9 protein-coding genes are annotated in these 14908 nt (G+C 34.9%); all 9 read left to right on the top strand.

Going from position 1 to position 14908, the window contains the following annotated elements; translation table 11 throughout:
* Positions 1-247 precede the first annotated feature (247 nt).
* Positions 248-1141 carry a response regulator gene (locus C9J35_RS08520; protein ID WP_107924172.1) on the top strand — a complete coding sequence of 298 codons (894 nt, stop codon included), beginning with the start codon at positions 248-250 and terminating at the stop codon, positions 1139-1141.
* On the top strand, positions 1138-2184 hold the full coding sequence (locus C9J35_RS08515; RefSeq protein WP_107924171.1) for a HEAT repeat domain-containing protein: 1047 nt from the start codon (positions 1138-1140) through the stop codon (positions 2182-2184). Before C9J35_RS08520 ends, C9J35_RS08515 begins: the two co-directional genes overlap by 4 nt.
* A complete protein-coding gene (locus C9J35_RS08510) occupies positions 2181-3602 on the top strand; it encodes a glycosyltransferase family 2 protein (RefSeq protein WP_107924170.1) in 1422 nt (473 codons plus the stop codon). The genes C9J35_RS08515 and C9J35_RS08510 overlap by 4 nt, the downstream gene beginning before the upstream one ends.
* Positions 3599-6778 (top strand): hypothetical protein, encoded by a 3180-nt coding sequence (locus C9J35_RS08505; RefSeq protein WP_107924169.1) that lies wholly within the window; start codon positions 3599-3601, stop codon positions 6776-6778. The genes C9J35_RS08510 and C9J35_RS08505 overlap by 4 nt, the downstream gene beginning before the upstream one ends.
* A 634-nt stretch (positions 6779-7412) precedes the next feature.
* Entirely contained in the window at positions 7413-8738 is a 1326-nt protein-coding gene (locus tag C9J35_RS08500; protein WP_107924168.1) for a nucleotide sugar dehydrogenase, read from the top strand.
* A gap of 19 nt (positions 8739-8757) precedes the next feature.
* On the top strand, positions 8758-10188 hold the full coding sequence (locus C9J35_RS08495; RefSeq protein ID WP_107924167.1) for a polysaccharide deacetylase family protein: 1431 nt from the start codon (positions 8758-8760) through the stop codon (positions 10186-10188).
* A gap of 5 nt (positions 10189-10193) precedes the next feature.
* Positions 10194-12065, top strand: a complete 1872-nt coding sequence (locus C9J35_RS08490; RefSeq protein ID WP_107924211.1) for a glycosyltransferase family 2 protein — start codon at positions 10194-10196, stop codon at positions 12063-12065.
* A complete protein-coding gene (locus C9J35_RS08485) occupies positions 12062-13813 on the top strand; it encodes a polysaccharide deacetylase family protein (RefSeq protein WP_107924166.1) in 1752 nt (583 codons plus the stop codon). The genes C9J35_RS08490 and C9J35_RS08485 overlap by 4 nt, the downstream gene beginning before the upstream one ends.
* Positions 13814-13834: 21 nt before the next feature.
* On the top strand, positions 13835-14890 hold the full coding sequence (locus tag C9J35_RS08480) for a glycosyl hydrolase family 18 protein (protein WP_235616231.1): 1056 nt from the start codon (positions 13835-13837) through the stop codon (positions 14888-14890).
* Positions 14891-14908: the final 18 nt, after the last annotated feature.

Below are 14908 nucleotides of genomic sequence, written 5' to 3'. Positions count from 1 at the left end.
AAACGATTGTGTTTATCTTTGTGTTGTAGTTCATTTATCAGAAAATATACATATTTGCTTTTTGAAATCTTATTCTAGTTTTTATATCAAATATATAATATATTTTAGTATAATGAATGTGCGTTATTATAAATTATGTATAGTAATATCTTTATTACTATAGTTATAATGTAAAATATCGGATTTAATTGCATAAAACGAAACAATGACAACGATAAATTCTTAGTGAATACTGAGGTGATAATAAATGAATAAAATAATCATTGCAGAAGATATCATGCAGGAACATGAAGTAAAGAGATATTTTGAAATTTGGCGTGAAAGTGTCATTCGTTCACACCTTACAATTACAGCCGTTTTTTTAAAATTAGCAAATTTTACACCAAGCACTGAGGTAGAGCGGTGCAATATAAATGTGCAAATTTCTAATTTTTTAAAGTCAAAAATAAGAAAAACTGATTTACTCTTCCAATCAGCAGATGGAGATCATTGGGGTATACTATTTTTGCAAAGCAGTGATGTGGAAGCAGAGGCGTTTTTGCGACGCATTTATAAAATGCTAAAAAACAATAACGTAGTGAAAGAGTTCAATCAGTTAGGGATAAAAGCTTCAATCACGGAAATACGCAATAATCATGTTACTTTTGATACTTTGGTGGAAAAAAACAAGGAAAAACTAGCAGATGACAGTCAACCGATGTGGCTTATTGAGCGAGTAACAGATTATAGGGTGCAACCAATCGAACAGGTAAAGGTGAGTATTATTGAACAAAATGTCATTTTTAGAAAAGTGCTAGAGACAACATTACATCAACTACACATACCTAATTTTGCATTAGAGGTAACAGCTTATGAGGATGGCTATAGCTTTTTACAATCAAACACTTATAAATCTGGTCATACACATCTAGTTGTTATGAATGATATTTTACCGCGTAAAAATGGCTTAGAAATTTTACACACTTTGCGAAAAATGCCGAATGAGAAAAAATTTATTATTTATATGATGTCAGAACGTAATTCTGAAGGGGCAATACTCAATGCTTATGAGGGCGGAGTAGACGAATATATAGTTAAACCCTTTAATTTGCGTTTATTAGAAGCGAAAATTAAACGAACCTTTGCGAGGTTTTGGCTATGATTGGTTTATCGATTCACTTTCTACTTAGCGTAATAGCCTTATTGTTGGTTCTGTTTTTTATATTTGTGTTGTATTTGTTTTTTCAACGAGAACGTGAGAATCACTTTCTGACAGCACGTGAAACTTATATAAAAAACTATTCACAATGTTGGTATGAATATCTATTTAATGATGAAATTTTTTCTGTGGTGCTCGTTCCTCGCGGCAGGGCACAAGTGGAAGCAATTGAAATTATATTTTCATCTTATTTAAAAAACATTATAAATGAAAACGTAAGACAAAAAATAAAAGAATTTTCTAATGTATATCTAATAAAGTTCTATGCGCAAGATTTACGTAGTAAGCGATGGAGCATTCGGATGAACGCTTTGTATCGTATTTCAGAATTGCACATAGATGAATTACTAGAGGCTTGTAAAAAATTAGAAAGAACCAATATTTCGGAAACCGAATACTTTCAATTGTTAAAAATATACTCATCGTTCCAACCTGATCTATTTATCGAAAAAATAAAGGTACCCAATGCTAGTTATTCTGAAAGCGAATATAGAAGATTATTTGTTTTGCTAGAGGAAGATGTGTTTATACGATTTTTTGATGAATTTGATAGATGGCCTGCTAATATACAATATGCTGTTATTGATACGGCTGCAGCCAAGAAGAATATGAAATATATCGATAGATTAAAGCAGTTGTTAACACATGATGTGACTGAAATTAAAATAAGAGCATTAAAGGGTCTTTTTGAGATCGGTGTGATAGATGACATTGAGCCCTTTGTGCCGTTCGTGACTTCTGATTTTTGGGAAGCGAGGTTAATGGTAGGGAAAATTTTTAAACATGTACCATTAACCTATACCTATTCATATTTAGAACTACTTCTACAAGATGAAAATTGGTGGGTGCGTTCACAAGCAGCTAAGACGATAGCGGAGGACCGAGAAGGTTTAGCAAAACTACAGCAATTTATAGCATCATCAAGCGATCAATATGGGATAGAAATGGCACAGGAAATAGTAGCGAGAAAGCAGGGGAACAGATGAAAATTGTAGATTATTCTATGTGGTTCTTTGGTGGCGTTATTTTATTTTATATGCTATTCGTTATTGCTTCATATTGCATGATGTTTGTTATTGCATTGTTTGATTTACGTAAACGTTATAGCTTAGATCCTTCAGAATACGATGATGCGCATATCGATGCCTTTTATTCAAAGCCTGTATCTTTACTTGTTCCCGCTTATAACGAAGAGGTAGGGGTTGTGGATACGGTTTATTCTTTGCTCAATTTACGTTATCCGCAAACAGAAATTATTATTATTAACGATGGTTCTACTGACAACACGCTACAAACAGTGATTGAGCATTTCCAAATGAAACCGGTAAATAAAATAGTACACACAAATATTCAAACAAAGCAGGTAATACAAATCTATGAATCCGAAATATATATGAATTGTATTTTGGTCGACAAAGAAAATGGTGGGAAAGCTGATGCACTGAATGTAGGGATTAATGTATCTCAATATCCGTATTTTTGTTCCATTGATGGAGATTCAATTTTAGATGAGAAATCATTATTACGTGTCATGAAGCCTATTATTTTATCTGACGGAGAAGTCATTGCTGCTGGCGGAAATATCCGTATTGCCAATGGGGCAAAAATGCAGTTTGGCTCTATTTACGAGACTCAATTATCTAGAAATTACTTAGTCATCATGCAAGTGATTGAATATTTACGAGCTTTTTTAATGGGACGTATTGCGTTAAGTAAATTCAATCTTGTGCTCATAATATCAGGGGCATTTAGTGTTTTCTCAAAAAAATGGGCAATAGAAGCTGGTGGTTATTCCACCGATATCATTGGAGAGGATATGGAGCTCGTTGTTCATATCCATCGACTCATTAAGGAGAAAAAAGAAAATAAGCGCATAGAATTTGTACCAGACCCTGTATGCTGGACAGAAGCGCCACAGACATTAGGTGTACTACGCAATCAGCGAAGACGCTGGCATCAAGGGATGTTTGAAAGTCTATGGAAACATAAAAAAATGACTTTAAATCCAAAGTATGGATTGATTGGCATGATCTCATTTCCATATTTTTGGTTTGTTGAATGCTTAGGACCTATTATCGAATTGGGTGGTTATATCTATATCATCGTAGCGTTTTTCTTAGGGGACATTTATTATGAAGCGGCAATTTTGTTATTACTGCTCTTTGTAATTTACGGGGTAATTTTTTCTGTAGCTTCAGTATTATTTGAAGCTTGGAGCATGAATACGTATCCTAGAAAAAGAGAGTTGCTACGTATGATTCTGTTAGCATTCACAGAAATTTTCTGGTATCGCCCGCTTACACTCATGTGGCGTTGTGAAGGGGTAGTGCGCTTTATGCGAAGAAAAAGCGACTGGGGAAATATGAAACGTGTCGGCATTGCAAAAAAGGAGAAAAGTGTATGAAGCGAATCTATATAGGGGTTGTAGTAATTTTAATTCTTGCCATCACACCTATTGCATTGTGGTATTTGGATGATGAGAAACCACTAAATGTCGCTATTTTAGATAAAACAGTTCCAAATGAAACGTATCGTGAACATTTGGGAGTTAATTGGTTTTTAAACCATTATAAATATACAATGGACAATCAACCCTATGATTTACAAAATAATTATTACGGTACGATTCCAAATGATAAATCAAAAAGTGTGACTGAAAAAAAATTTCCTACTGACTATAGTAAGTATGATGTTATTTATTTAGCAGATACGTATGGTGTATATAAAGATGATTTGGAAGAAGAAAAACGTTTTGGTCAACGTTCTGAAAAAATCGTTGGTGGACTGGAGATGGACGAATGGCAAGGAATTGTATCGCGTTTGGCGAGTGAAAAGAAAAGTATGTTAATAGCTGAGTACAATTCATTTGCTTCTCCGACCTCGCAAGCTGTCCGAGCAGAGCTACAGGATTATTTAGGAATTTCATGGACCGGATGGATTGGTCGTTATTTTAACGAACTTGATTTTCATAAGAATCTAGAAATCCCCCAATGGGTCGTTGATGAATATGGCGATGACTGGCCATATAAAGGGGGAGGCTTTCTTGTATTTAATGAAATCACGGAAAAGCTGATTGTGTTAGAAATGGACAAGCATGTAAAAACAGAAGGAATTCAGGTGCAATTTACTGACGCGGGTAAACAATATTTTAATACCTCCACTAGTGCTGAATATGGCTATTGGTTTGATATTATTACCCCGAAATATGAAGAGGACGCACTGGCTAATTATAAATGGGATTTAACTGAAGCAGGTACAAAATTAGTAGAGGAAAATAATATTCCGCAACAATTTGCAGCTATAGTATCCCAAGATAAAAGATATACTACAAGCTATTATTTTGCCGGTGATTTTAATGACATGGCGAAGGTCCCAACGTTATACAAATTTAAGGGCTTACCAACTTTTTATAAATATGCGGAGCAATTTGCCGATAGCTCATTCTACTGGTCTATCTACATTCCGGTCATGAACAAAATATTCGAGAACTTTGAACAAAAAGAAGTTCAAAAAACGATAAATAGAGAAGATTTAAATTATAATGCGCGCATTAAGGGTGAAGCATTTGAAGTTTTACAAGATGGAAAATGGAAGCCAATTGTATTTAAGGGTGTAAATATTGGTATGGGGAAACCGGGTGCTTTTCCTGGAGAGGCAGCGATTACTGAAGAAGAATATTATCGCTGGTTCAAACAAATAGCAGATATGAATGCCAATACGGTCCGTGTATATACATTACATCCGCCGGGTTTTTACCGAGCGCTGGCAAAGTATAACGAAGGAAATCCAGCTAATCCAATATATGTTCTGCATGGGGTCTGGATTCATGAAGAGGGCTTATCGGAATCACTCGATGCTTACGATGAAGCGACTTTAAAAGATTTTCAAAATGAAATGAAGCGAATGGTAGATGTAATTCACGGGAATATTTATGTGAATCCAGTAGCTGGTCATGCTTCGGGCTTATATGATGTGGATGTTTCACAATATGTTATTGGTTGGGTATTAGGAATTGAGTGGTATCCACATATGGTTGTCGGTACGAATGAAAAACATGCGAATATTGGTCAATATAACGGGACGTATTTTGAAACCAAAAATGCAACACCTTTTGAGCATTGGCTAGCGGAACAGATGGATACCATTACGGTTTATGAGAAAGACAAATATAATTGGATGCGTCCAATGAGTTTTACAAACTGGGTCACAACGGATTTACTTGAGCATCCATCTGAACCCTCTGAGGAGGAAGATTTAGTAGGTGTTAATCCCAATGTTATCTATACAAAGGGAGATATGCAAAAGCCAGGTCAGTTTGCCTCCTATCATGTATATCCTTATTATCCAGATTTCTTTAATTTTGATAAAGAATATTTAAATTATGTAGATTTCCGAGGCAATAAAAATAGCTATGCTGCCTATTTAAAAGAATTACATGAGGCGCATAACATGCCTGTCCTTATAGCGGAATTTGGCATTCCTGCATCACGTGGTATGACGCATGAAAATGTCTACGGTTGGAATCAAGGGCATATGTCAGAGCAGGCACAGGGTGAGACACTGCAGCATTTATTTGAAGATATTATGCATGAGGGCTTGCTCGGAGGACTGGTTTTCACATGGCAAGATGAGTGGTTTAAGCGCACATGGAATACGATGGATTATGATGATCCAAACCGTCGTCCGTTTTGGTCCAATGCCCAAACAAATGAACAGCAATTTGGGCTTATGAGCTTTGACAGAAATAAAGTAAAAATAGATGGACAGATCGATGAGTGGGAAGGTACACAGTTATATCCTAGAAATCCTACTAGTGAGACAGATTTTGCAGTCGATTTTGATGAAAAATATTTATACATGAAGCTAAAAAGTGAGGAGCTACAAAATGCATCACCACGCATATTACTGGATGTAGTGCCTGACCAAGGTAATACCTCAGCATCAACCATAAAGAATTTGAAGTTTTCAAATGGTGTAGATTTCATTTTAGAGTTAAATAAAAATAGCGATTCACGAGTTGTTGTTGATGAATACTATGATTTCTATGATTATTTGTATGGGCATCGCTTAAAAATGATTCCACCACGCATGGTAAATGCAATAAAAGATAGTGGTAAGTTTGCGCCGATTTATTATGTGTTAAATAAACAACTGTATTTACCAGAAAAAAAAACCACAACGGACTTTAGTTTTTATGAAACGGGCAAGTTACTTGAAGGAAATGCAAATCCTGAAGCAAAGGCGTACAATTCACTTGTTGATTACACATGGAGTGATAATAACGTCATAGAGTTGCGAATTCCTTGGCTGTTGATTCAAGCAAAAGATCCAAGTCAGCGTGAGTTTATGGGAGATTTATATAAAAATGGTGAATTGGCTTCCATCAAAGTAGATAATATTTATATTGGGGCAGTGTTTGTGGACAAAGAAGGGACAGTAGTTCAATCTTTACCAGAAGCAGATAATCAACTTTTGCCAGCTCTTTCAGCATATACTTGGGATGCATGGCAGACGCCAAAATATGAAGAGCGATTAAAACAATCTTATTATATTTTACAAGATTTATTTAAAGAGTATTAATCATCAAAAGAGCCTTTAGGTAGACGTAGTTTAGTCTATCTAAAGGTTCTTTTTTGAATAATTACTAATACTGACATGTTTTTGCCAGGGAAAAGAAGTTGTCCAAGAAAGATTATCGAAGCAGAAAGATAATCAAGGAAATACATAAACAATTTGACGGATTGTACTTGTAGATTTTTCAAGTTTATTCGGTTTACATTTACTTATTAATAAAGTTATAGAGTTAGTGAAAAATAAAAATTTTTATCGACAAAATATCGGATATTTTTCAAAATAAAAAGTTGTAGAAAAGCGATAAACGATGTTTTTTTATCGAAAGACATTTAAACCTAACGAATTATGAAATGTAAAATGATTAATTTAATGAATGGCATAGTCTTTTCGACATTTCGTTAAGATTATGTTCAGAATTTGTTTAGTATCAATTAGTACTATAGATATGATGTATAAGTGTTTGGATATGTTTTTTTAAAATAATGGTCTATTTAGATCAATAACGATATAAAGTGTGTGAGGAGATGAAAAACTACCAATCGCAATACACGCTTACGTGAGGGTTTGTATTTCATGGTTAGTACAACACAGACATTTCTTAAGAGGTTTTATAACAAACAGATAAGAGGAGTATTCACTTATGGAGACTAAAACAGAATCGCCAATCGTCACTTTATCAGAAAATATTAAAACAAGAAAGGTGAAGATTGGCGTTATAGGACTCGGTTATGTAGGGTTACCACTTGCACTAGAGATTGTGAATAAGGGGTTTCAAGTAATTGGTTTCGATAAAAATGATGAAAAAATCAATTTTTTAAAAAGTGGCCGAAGTTATATAGCGGATTTGCCTGAGACAATCATGCAAGAAGCCATCTCTAAAGAGAAATTTGAAGCTACTGATAATTTCACTAAGCTTGCAGAGGTAAATGTCATTATTATTTGTGTACCTACACCGACTGCAGAAGACGGAACACCTAACATTTCGTACATTGTAGATGCTGCGCATGCAATCGAACAAAATATGTCGGCTGATACTCTAATTATACTTGAAAGTACCACTTACCCAGGGACAACGGAGGATGTTGTTCGCCCTATTTTAGAAAAGCAGGATTTTGTTATAGGACAAGATATATTTTTGGCGTATTCGCCAGAGCGTGTGGATCCAGGTAATCGAAATTTCACGGTTACAAATACACCAAAAGTAGTAGGCGGAATATCCAAATCGTGTGCAGATATCGCTAGAATTTTCTATGAAACTGTGATTAATACGAATGTCTATGCTGTAACAAGCCCAAAGGTTGCTGAAATGGAAAAATTGCTAGAAAATACGTTCCGTCAAATTAATATTGCTCTTGTCAATGAAATGAGTCAGCTCTGTTATAAAATGGACATCGATATTTGGGAAGTGATTGACGCGGCTTCAACTAAGCCATATGGTTTTATGCCATTTACGCCTGGTCCTGGGGTAGGCGGACATTGTATACCAGTGGATCCAAAGTATTTATTATGGGCAGGTCAACAGCATGGCATCACTGCAACCCTAATTGAAACAGCAGATAAAATTAATGAGTCGATGCCTAACTTCGTTGTAGAAAGATTGGCACATTATTTAAACACGCAAAATAAGAGGTTACATGATGCTGAAATTGTCATTATTGGGGTAACGTATAAACCGAACGTTAATGATTTCAGAGAATCACCAGCGTTAAATGTTATTAACATACTGAGAAAAAATCATTGCAACATAAAAATTGTCGATCCATTTTTAGAAACAGTTATAGCAGATGGTAGTACGATGAACACTGTTCCGTTAACGAAAGAAATAATACGGAGTGCTGATGCTGTGTTGATATTAACAAATCATACAAATATCAATTACGCGTTGATTGATGAACATGCAGCTTTAATTTTTGATACACGCAATACCCATTTTTTATTTAAAAATCAAAATTATTACAAATTATAAAAGGAGAATTCTTAGGCAAATGAGACGACTAAAAATAAGTAGTCTGCTAGTGGCTGTTTTCTTAGCAGGATGCCAATCAGCTACTTCAGTTGATATGGCTCAACCAATTGAATCCTCAATTGAGGTCATAGCGCATGATGGAACAATGAGTGATGTGATAAGCCACGCCGGTATTCTTAGTCCGGAAGTTGCTTTAACCTTTAATGGGCTGGCAGACAATGAAACAATGCAACGTTTATTAAATGTCTTGGAGCAATTCGACATGAAGGCAACATTTTTTCTAGAAGGTATGCGAGTTGCACAAGAACCTGAGTTAGTTAAAGACATATTGGCTAGAGGACATGAAGTTGAAAATGGGACACTAACATTTCCTGATATGACAGATTTGAACTATGAAGAGACGTTCAAAGAGGTATTATTAGCAAATCAAGTTTTTGAAGAACAATTAGGTTATACGCCTCGCTATGTTCGGAGTCGATCGGGTGATGCTACTGACAATATGCGTTTAGCTACTAAAGCGTTGAATATGGGGGGAGTTGTGGAGGCGTCCATTAACCCTAGTGATCGAAATATGCAAAGTGCTCAAGAAATTATCGATTATATAGATCGCTTTCTTAACAGTGGTTCCATCATTCATTTAAATACGTATATAAATCCAGCGATTATTGATGTGATACCGTTATTAGCACAATTAGCAAAAGAAAAAGGTTATACAATGACCACATTAAATGGCGTAGTAGAAAAGCAATACCAAGTAAAATCGTTAGAGGAAATTGAAGGTTTCGATGCTATTCAAGTAAATCTAGATTATGAAAATGCAAAACCAAATATCTTTTATCGAAAAATTACAGCCAAAAAAGAAATTGCATTGACTTTTGATGATTGGGCTAGTGAAGAAAGAATCAAAGAAGTATTGGATGTGTTAGCGAAATATAATATCAAATCTACATTCTTTTTAATTGGGAAGGGTGTGGAGAGAAATCCTCAGCTAGCACGCTTAATTTTAGAACAAGGACATGAAGTAGCAAGCCATTCATATAATCACCTAGATGTAACTACAATGACTCCTGAAGATTTACAACAAGATGTTATGAAGGCACATAGAGCACTAACACATGCTTTACAACAATCACCATTGCTCTATTTTAGGCCAACACAAGGTGTGATTGATGATGAATCCGCTAAAATTATTGCGGCAACTGGCGTAAAGGCCATAGCGATGTACGATATTGCCTCATTTGATTGGAATTTAGATTATACGGCTCAAGATATTTATAATCGTGTGCTAAGTAAAGCTGCTCCAGGAAAGGTAGTTGTTATGCATATATTAGATGATACAAAGACGGTAGAAGCATTACCGTTAATAATTGAGCAGTTACAAAGTGAAGGCTATAGTTTTGCAAAGATGTCGACTTGGATTGAAGAAGATTCAAATGAGAAAGTGAATTGATAATCATGAAAAAGAAAAAAGAGATTTTGACGATACCACGCTCTGATCGACGTATTCTATCGAATATCCCTGATCCGGAAAATGTACGAAGTCTTGTGAACCGTCGAGGTGCTTCTTATCAAACAGAAGAAATTGATCCAACAGATGTCAATGAAATTTATCGTTTACAATTACTAAGTTTGCGTTATGTTACGAAGTTTGAAGTTCAAATTAAAAGAGCACGCCAGAAAACAAAAATCATTGACAAACAATACTCAGAAGATATTTCCGTAACGGGTATACTTGTCTATTCTGATAAGCCTAATCATCTATTAATAGATGAAATAATCACGATGCACTTTACAATACCTAATGGAGCGATGCCAGAAGGTTATGAATCCAAAGTAAAATTAAAGGCTCAGGTTGTTCGTGTATTTACGAAAGAAGTGGATGGAGAAACTCTGTACTATTACGCTTGTGAATTTTTGCAACCTTTAAATGAATATATGACAAAGAAACGTTGGGGTCTTTCAATCTTTGTCTCAAGTATTTTTCTACTAGTGGTCTCCCTAATTGTAATGTTAATGCGAGCGGAGAGCGTAATTTATTTCCGCTTTAATAAATTCCTCTACTTATATAGTATTATTGCAGCAACATTTTTACTAAGTAGATATTTCTTTGGTATTTTATATAAAAATGTACCGATCAATCCGAAGTTCGAACCAGGCGTTTCCATTATTATTCCTGTATTTAATGAAGAAGAATGGATTCATAGGACTATATTGAGTTGTATTAATCAATATTATCCAGTAGAAAAATTAGAGGTTATTGTCGTAGATGATTACTCTACAGACAGTACTGAGGAAAGATCGAAAGAAATGATTGAGTTAATTCACAGTGAGGGGGAACGTTTCAAAACGAAGGAACGCTTGAAGTTTCATAAATTACCTCAAAATGGTGGAAAACGAGAAGCTTTAGTGGCGGGCGTCCATATTGCACAACACGACTTAGTGGTGTTTGTAGATTCTGATAGTTTTTTAGAGCCTCATGCCATAAGAAATTTAGTACAGCCCTTCCAAGATCCTAAAATGGGTGGTGTTGCTGGAAGAACAGAAGTAGAAAATAAATTTACAAATGCATTAACAAAATTACAAACAGTACGCTACTATATTGCTTTTCGTATTATGAAGGCCGCTGAGTCTTGGTTTGATACGGTAACTTGCTTATCAGGTCCGTTAGCCTGTTATCGTAAAGATCTTATATTAAAAAACGAAACCGCATGGTTGAATCAAAAATTCCTTGGGCAACCAGCTACCTTTGGTGATGATCGAAGTATGACAAATTATATTTTAAAAACACATCGTACGGGATACCAAGATAATGCTGTCTGTTCAACAATAGTTCCATCGGACACAAAAGTCTTTTTGTCACAACAAATGCGTTGGAAAAGATCATGGTTAAGAGAATCATTAAGGGCATTTTTATTTATGTGGAAGAAAGAGCCTTTTATGTTTCTGTTCTTTATTATTGGTTTAATTGTACCGATAGCTGCGCCAATAGTCGTTGTTTATAATTTGTTATATGTACCGATTATGCACGGTGTATTTCCTACTACATTCTTAATAGGTTTACTATTAATGGCCATGTTAATGAGTTTAGCGCATTTGTACTTTAGAAAAAGTAAATTGTGGGCGTTTGGCTTTATTTTCGTGCTTTTCTATGAATTTATCTTACTATGGCAAATGCCTGTTGCATGGGTTACGTTCTGGAAATCAACGTGGGGAACGAGAGAAACACCACAAGATGTACTCGCAAAGGAAAAGAAACTGGAAAAACAAAAGCTAAGAAAATCCCGATTTTCGCTTAGAAAAATTAGAAAAATGGGTGATAGGGAATGAGTAAAAAAAATGTCGCGTTAAATTCAGATAAGAAAAATCGCCAAAAAAAAATACGCTCCATTATTCAATTAGTGATCGTCATGTTTTTAGCGGTAATGTTAATTCAAGTCATCTTCTTAACAGAAAAAAAGGTAGAAGAGACTGTACCATTGGATAATGATGAAGGATTCGTTTCTTTATCTTATTTTGGTGTGAGTAGAAACGACTCACCGAAATATGTATCAAAGAAGAATTTAGAAAAACAATTAGAATTACTTGCCTCTCAAGGCTATAAAACGATTTCACAACAAGATATTTTAGATTTTTATGCAAAGGGTAAGCCATTACCAGAAAAAGCGCTATTTTTATCTTTTGAGGATGGACGCACAGATTCGAGTATCTTTGCCCAAAATATACTGGAAGAGCTGAATTACAAAGCGACAATGTTTAGCTATGCCAATAAAATGGATACGCGTGACAACAAATTTTTAAAGCCAAAAGATTTGTTACTCATGCAAAAAAGTGGTTTTTGGGAGTTAGGTTCTAATGGCTATCGACTTACGTATATCAATATTTTTAATGATAAAGGACAATCTCTGGGTGTTATTGATGAAAATAATGTCCCAAATAAAACAACAATAGAATATTATAATCACTATTTAATGGACTTTATTCGAAATCAGTACATGATCCCAAGTGAAACGCGTAAAGAAATGGAAACGCGCATTGCGCAGGATTACAAGCTGATGCATGATATTTATGATGAAAAATTAGGTGGAGTGCCAAAAGCTTATGCAATCATGCATGCAAATGCGCTCTATAATAATATGGATCCATTAGTAGAAGCCGTGAATGATAAACAAATCAAAGATAAATTTAGCATGAATTTCAATTTAGAGTTGGGAGCTTTTAATGCTGCGGATGCAGATATTTATAATTTGTCCCGCTTACAAGTATCTCCGTATTGGTCAACGAATCATGTGATGATGAAAATCCGTCAAGCAAGTAAACAGAATGTAACTTTTGATGTAGGTGATCATCAATTAGCAGAACATTGGTCAGTGATGCATGGTGCAACTGAATTTAAAAATAATGAAATTATCGTAACATCTGCGCCATCTAGTGAAGGACGAATAATATTACAGGAAAATCTCCCTGAAAAGTATAATATGCGCTTCGCATTTAATGGCAATGTTGTGGGGCAGCAAGCGGTCTACGTAAATTACGATGAAAAAAATAATAGCTATATGCGTATTGCTTTAGTAGACAATGAAATTGTTATATCTGAAAAGCTACCAGGTGCAAAAGTTGTTGAAAAAGAACGTTACCCATTGGAGAAGATAAAATGGAATGAAGAAGAATATGCATTTAATAAAGCTACAGTCTATTCTTATCAAGATACGCAAAAAGGCACTAGAATTGATGAGGAAGAGTATCCAAGAAACCTAACACAAAAAAGAGTATTTAACATTACAGTAAATCAAGATAAAATAAGCATAGATGTAGATAAGGTTTTATCGAAGACCATTCACATAAATCCGCAAATTGAAGGCTCACAAATTGCTTTTGGGGCATTGTTCAGTAAGAAAGAAACTACACATGAACAATATGCGGATGATATTTATGACACTTTAATTGAAGATATTTTGATTAAAGATGACAACGATAATACACTTTTTACAAACCAATACACGAATTTCGATAAAGTAAAGTATAAAGTGACGACTTGGTTTAATAATGTTGTAGACTTCTTTATTGAAACCTTCTAATCGGGGTGAAACTAAATCCAAGTGAGAAATTTTTTTTGGTTTATCTGTATGGCCTTACTAATTATAACTGCATGTAGTAATAGCAAAGAGGTACCGGTAGAAGCAAATGAGGAGTTGAAAAATAAAAACAAACTCCAATTATCAATGTGGTTACCAGAGTGGCAAAAGAGTTCAGCAATCGAGGATACTAAAAACTCAAGACAGGGCTTAGAAGATATTCGGGTTTTCGGTGCTTATTTTAATAGTAACGATCAATTATTATTAACGGATAATGCTATTGAAATGTTGAGTCAGACGCATAAACAGTTTAATGACACACATCATGTTATTTTAACGTTAATCAACGATTATGTGACAGAAAACGCCGCTTCTGTACAGAAGGATAGTAAATTACTGCATAGATTGTTACAAGACTCTGCTACAAGGCAAAAACACATTGATAATATCATACAAATAATTGACCTTTATCAGATAAATGGGATTGAAATTGATTATGAAAAAGTAACGAACGAAGATATTCCCAACTATGTACTTTTTTTAGAGGAGCTCTATCAACAGCTATCTAAAAAGAATGTATCCTTACATGTTGTATTAGAACCACGCTTTCCATTTGACGTGAAGTTGCCAAATGGACCTAAATATACAGTGATGGCCTATAATGTTCACGGATATCATAGTGGCCCTGGAGCAAAGGCAACCTTTACATTTTTAGATGAATTGATGAAGAAAATTCAAAAGTCCAATCAAAACTTAGCAATTGCATTTGCAACAGGTGGGTTCGAATGGGTCGCACAAGGTCAAACGATTGCATTGACGGAGATAGAGGCAGAACAATTATTAGCCAAAACTAAAGCGGTCAAACAACGTGATGCAGGAAGTAGTGCTGTGTATTTTAATTTCTTAGATGAAAATAATATCAGGCATGAGGTTTGGTATGCGGACCAAGAAACACTGGAAAAATGGATTACCCATGTGCAAAAGAAAAGCTACAATGAGATTGTTTTATGGCGTGCAGGCGGTTTGAGTACAGAAACACTTAACTGGATTGCAGAGCAGCATCCAAATGATCCGAAATAACGGATAGGGTTATCAAAG

The sequence above is a fragment of the Lysinibacillus parviboronicapiens genome (assembly GCF_003049575.1).
Classification (GTDB): Bacteria; Bacillota; Bacilli; order Bacillales_A; family Planococcaceae; genus Lysinibacillus; species Lysinibacillus parviboronicapiens.
The sequence above is the reverse complement of the archived record's forward strand: the minus strand, read 5'-3'. Positions and strand labels throughout refer to the sequence as shown.

Bases quoted from the DNA above. Each gene is read 5' to 3' on its own strand.
- C9J35_RS08520 (WP_107924172.1), top strand. From the start codon at position 248: ATGAATAAAATAATCATTGCAGAAGATATCATGCAGGAACATGAAGTA.
- C9J35_RS08515 (WP_107924171.1), top strand. From the start codon at position 1,138: ATGATTGGTTTATCGATTCACTTTCTACTTAGCGTAATAGCCTTATTG.
- C9J35_RS08510 (WP_107924170.1), top strand. From the start codon at position 2,181: ATGAAAATTGTAGATTATTCTATGTGGTTCTTTGGTGGCGTTATTTTA.
- C9J35_RS08505 (WP_107924169.1), top strand. From the start codon at position 3,599: ATGAAGCGAATCTATATAGGGGTTGTAGTAATTTTAATTCTTGCCATC.
- C9J35_RS08500 (WP_107924168.1), top strand. From the start codon at position 7,413: ATGGAGACTAAAACAGAATCGCCAATCGTCACTTTATCAGAAAATATT.
- C9J35_RS08495 (WP_107924167.1), top strand. From the start codon at position 8,758: ATGAGACGACTAAAAATAAGTAGTCTGCTAGTGGCTGTTTTCTTAGCA.
- C9J35_RS08490 (WP_107924211.1), top strand. From the start codon at position 10,194: ATGAAAAAGAAAAAAGAGATTTTGACGATACCACGCTCTGATCGACGT.
- C9J35_RS08485 (WP_107924166.1), top strand. From the start codon at position 12,062: ATGAGTAAAAAAAATGTCGCGTTAAATTCAGATAAGAAAAATCGCCAA.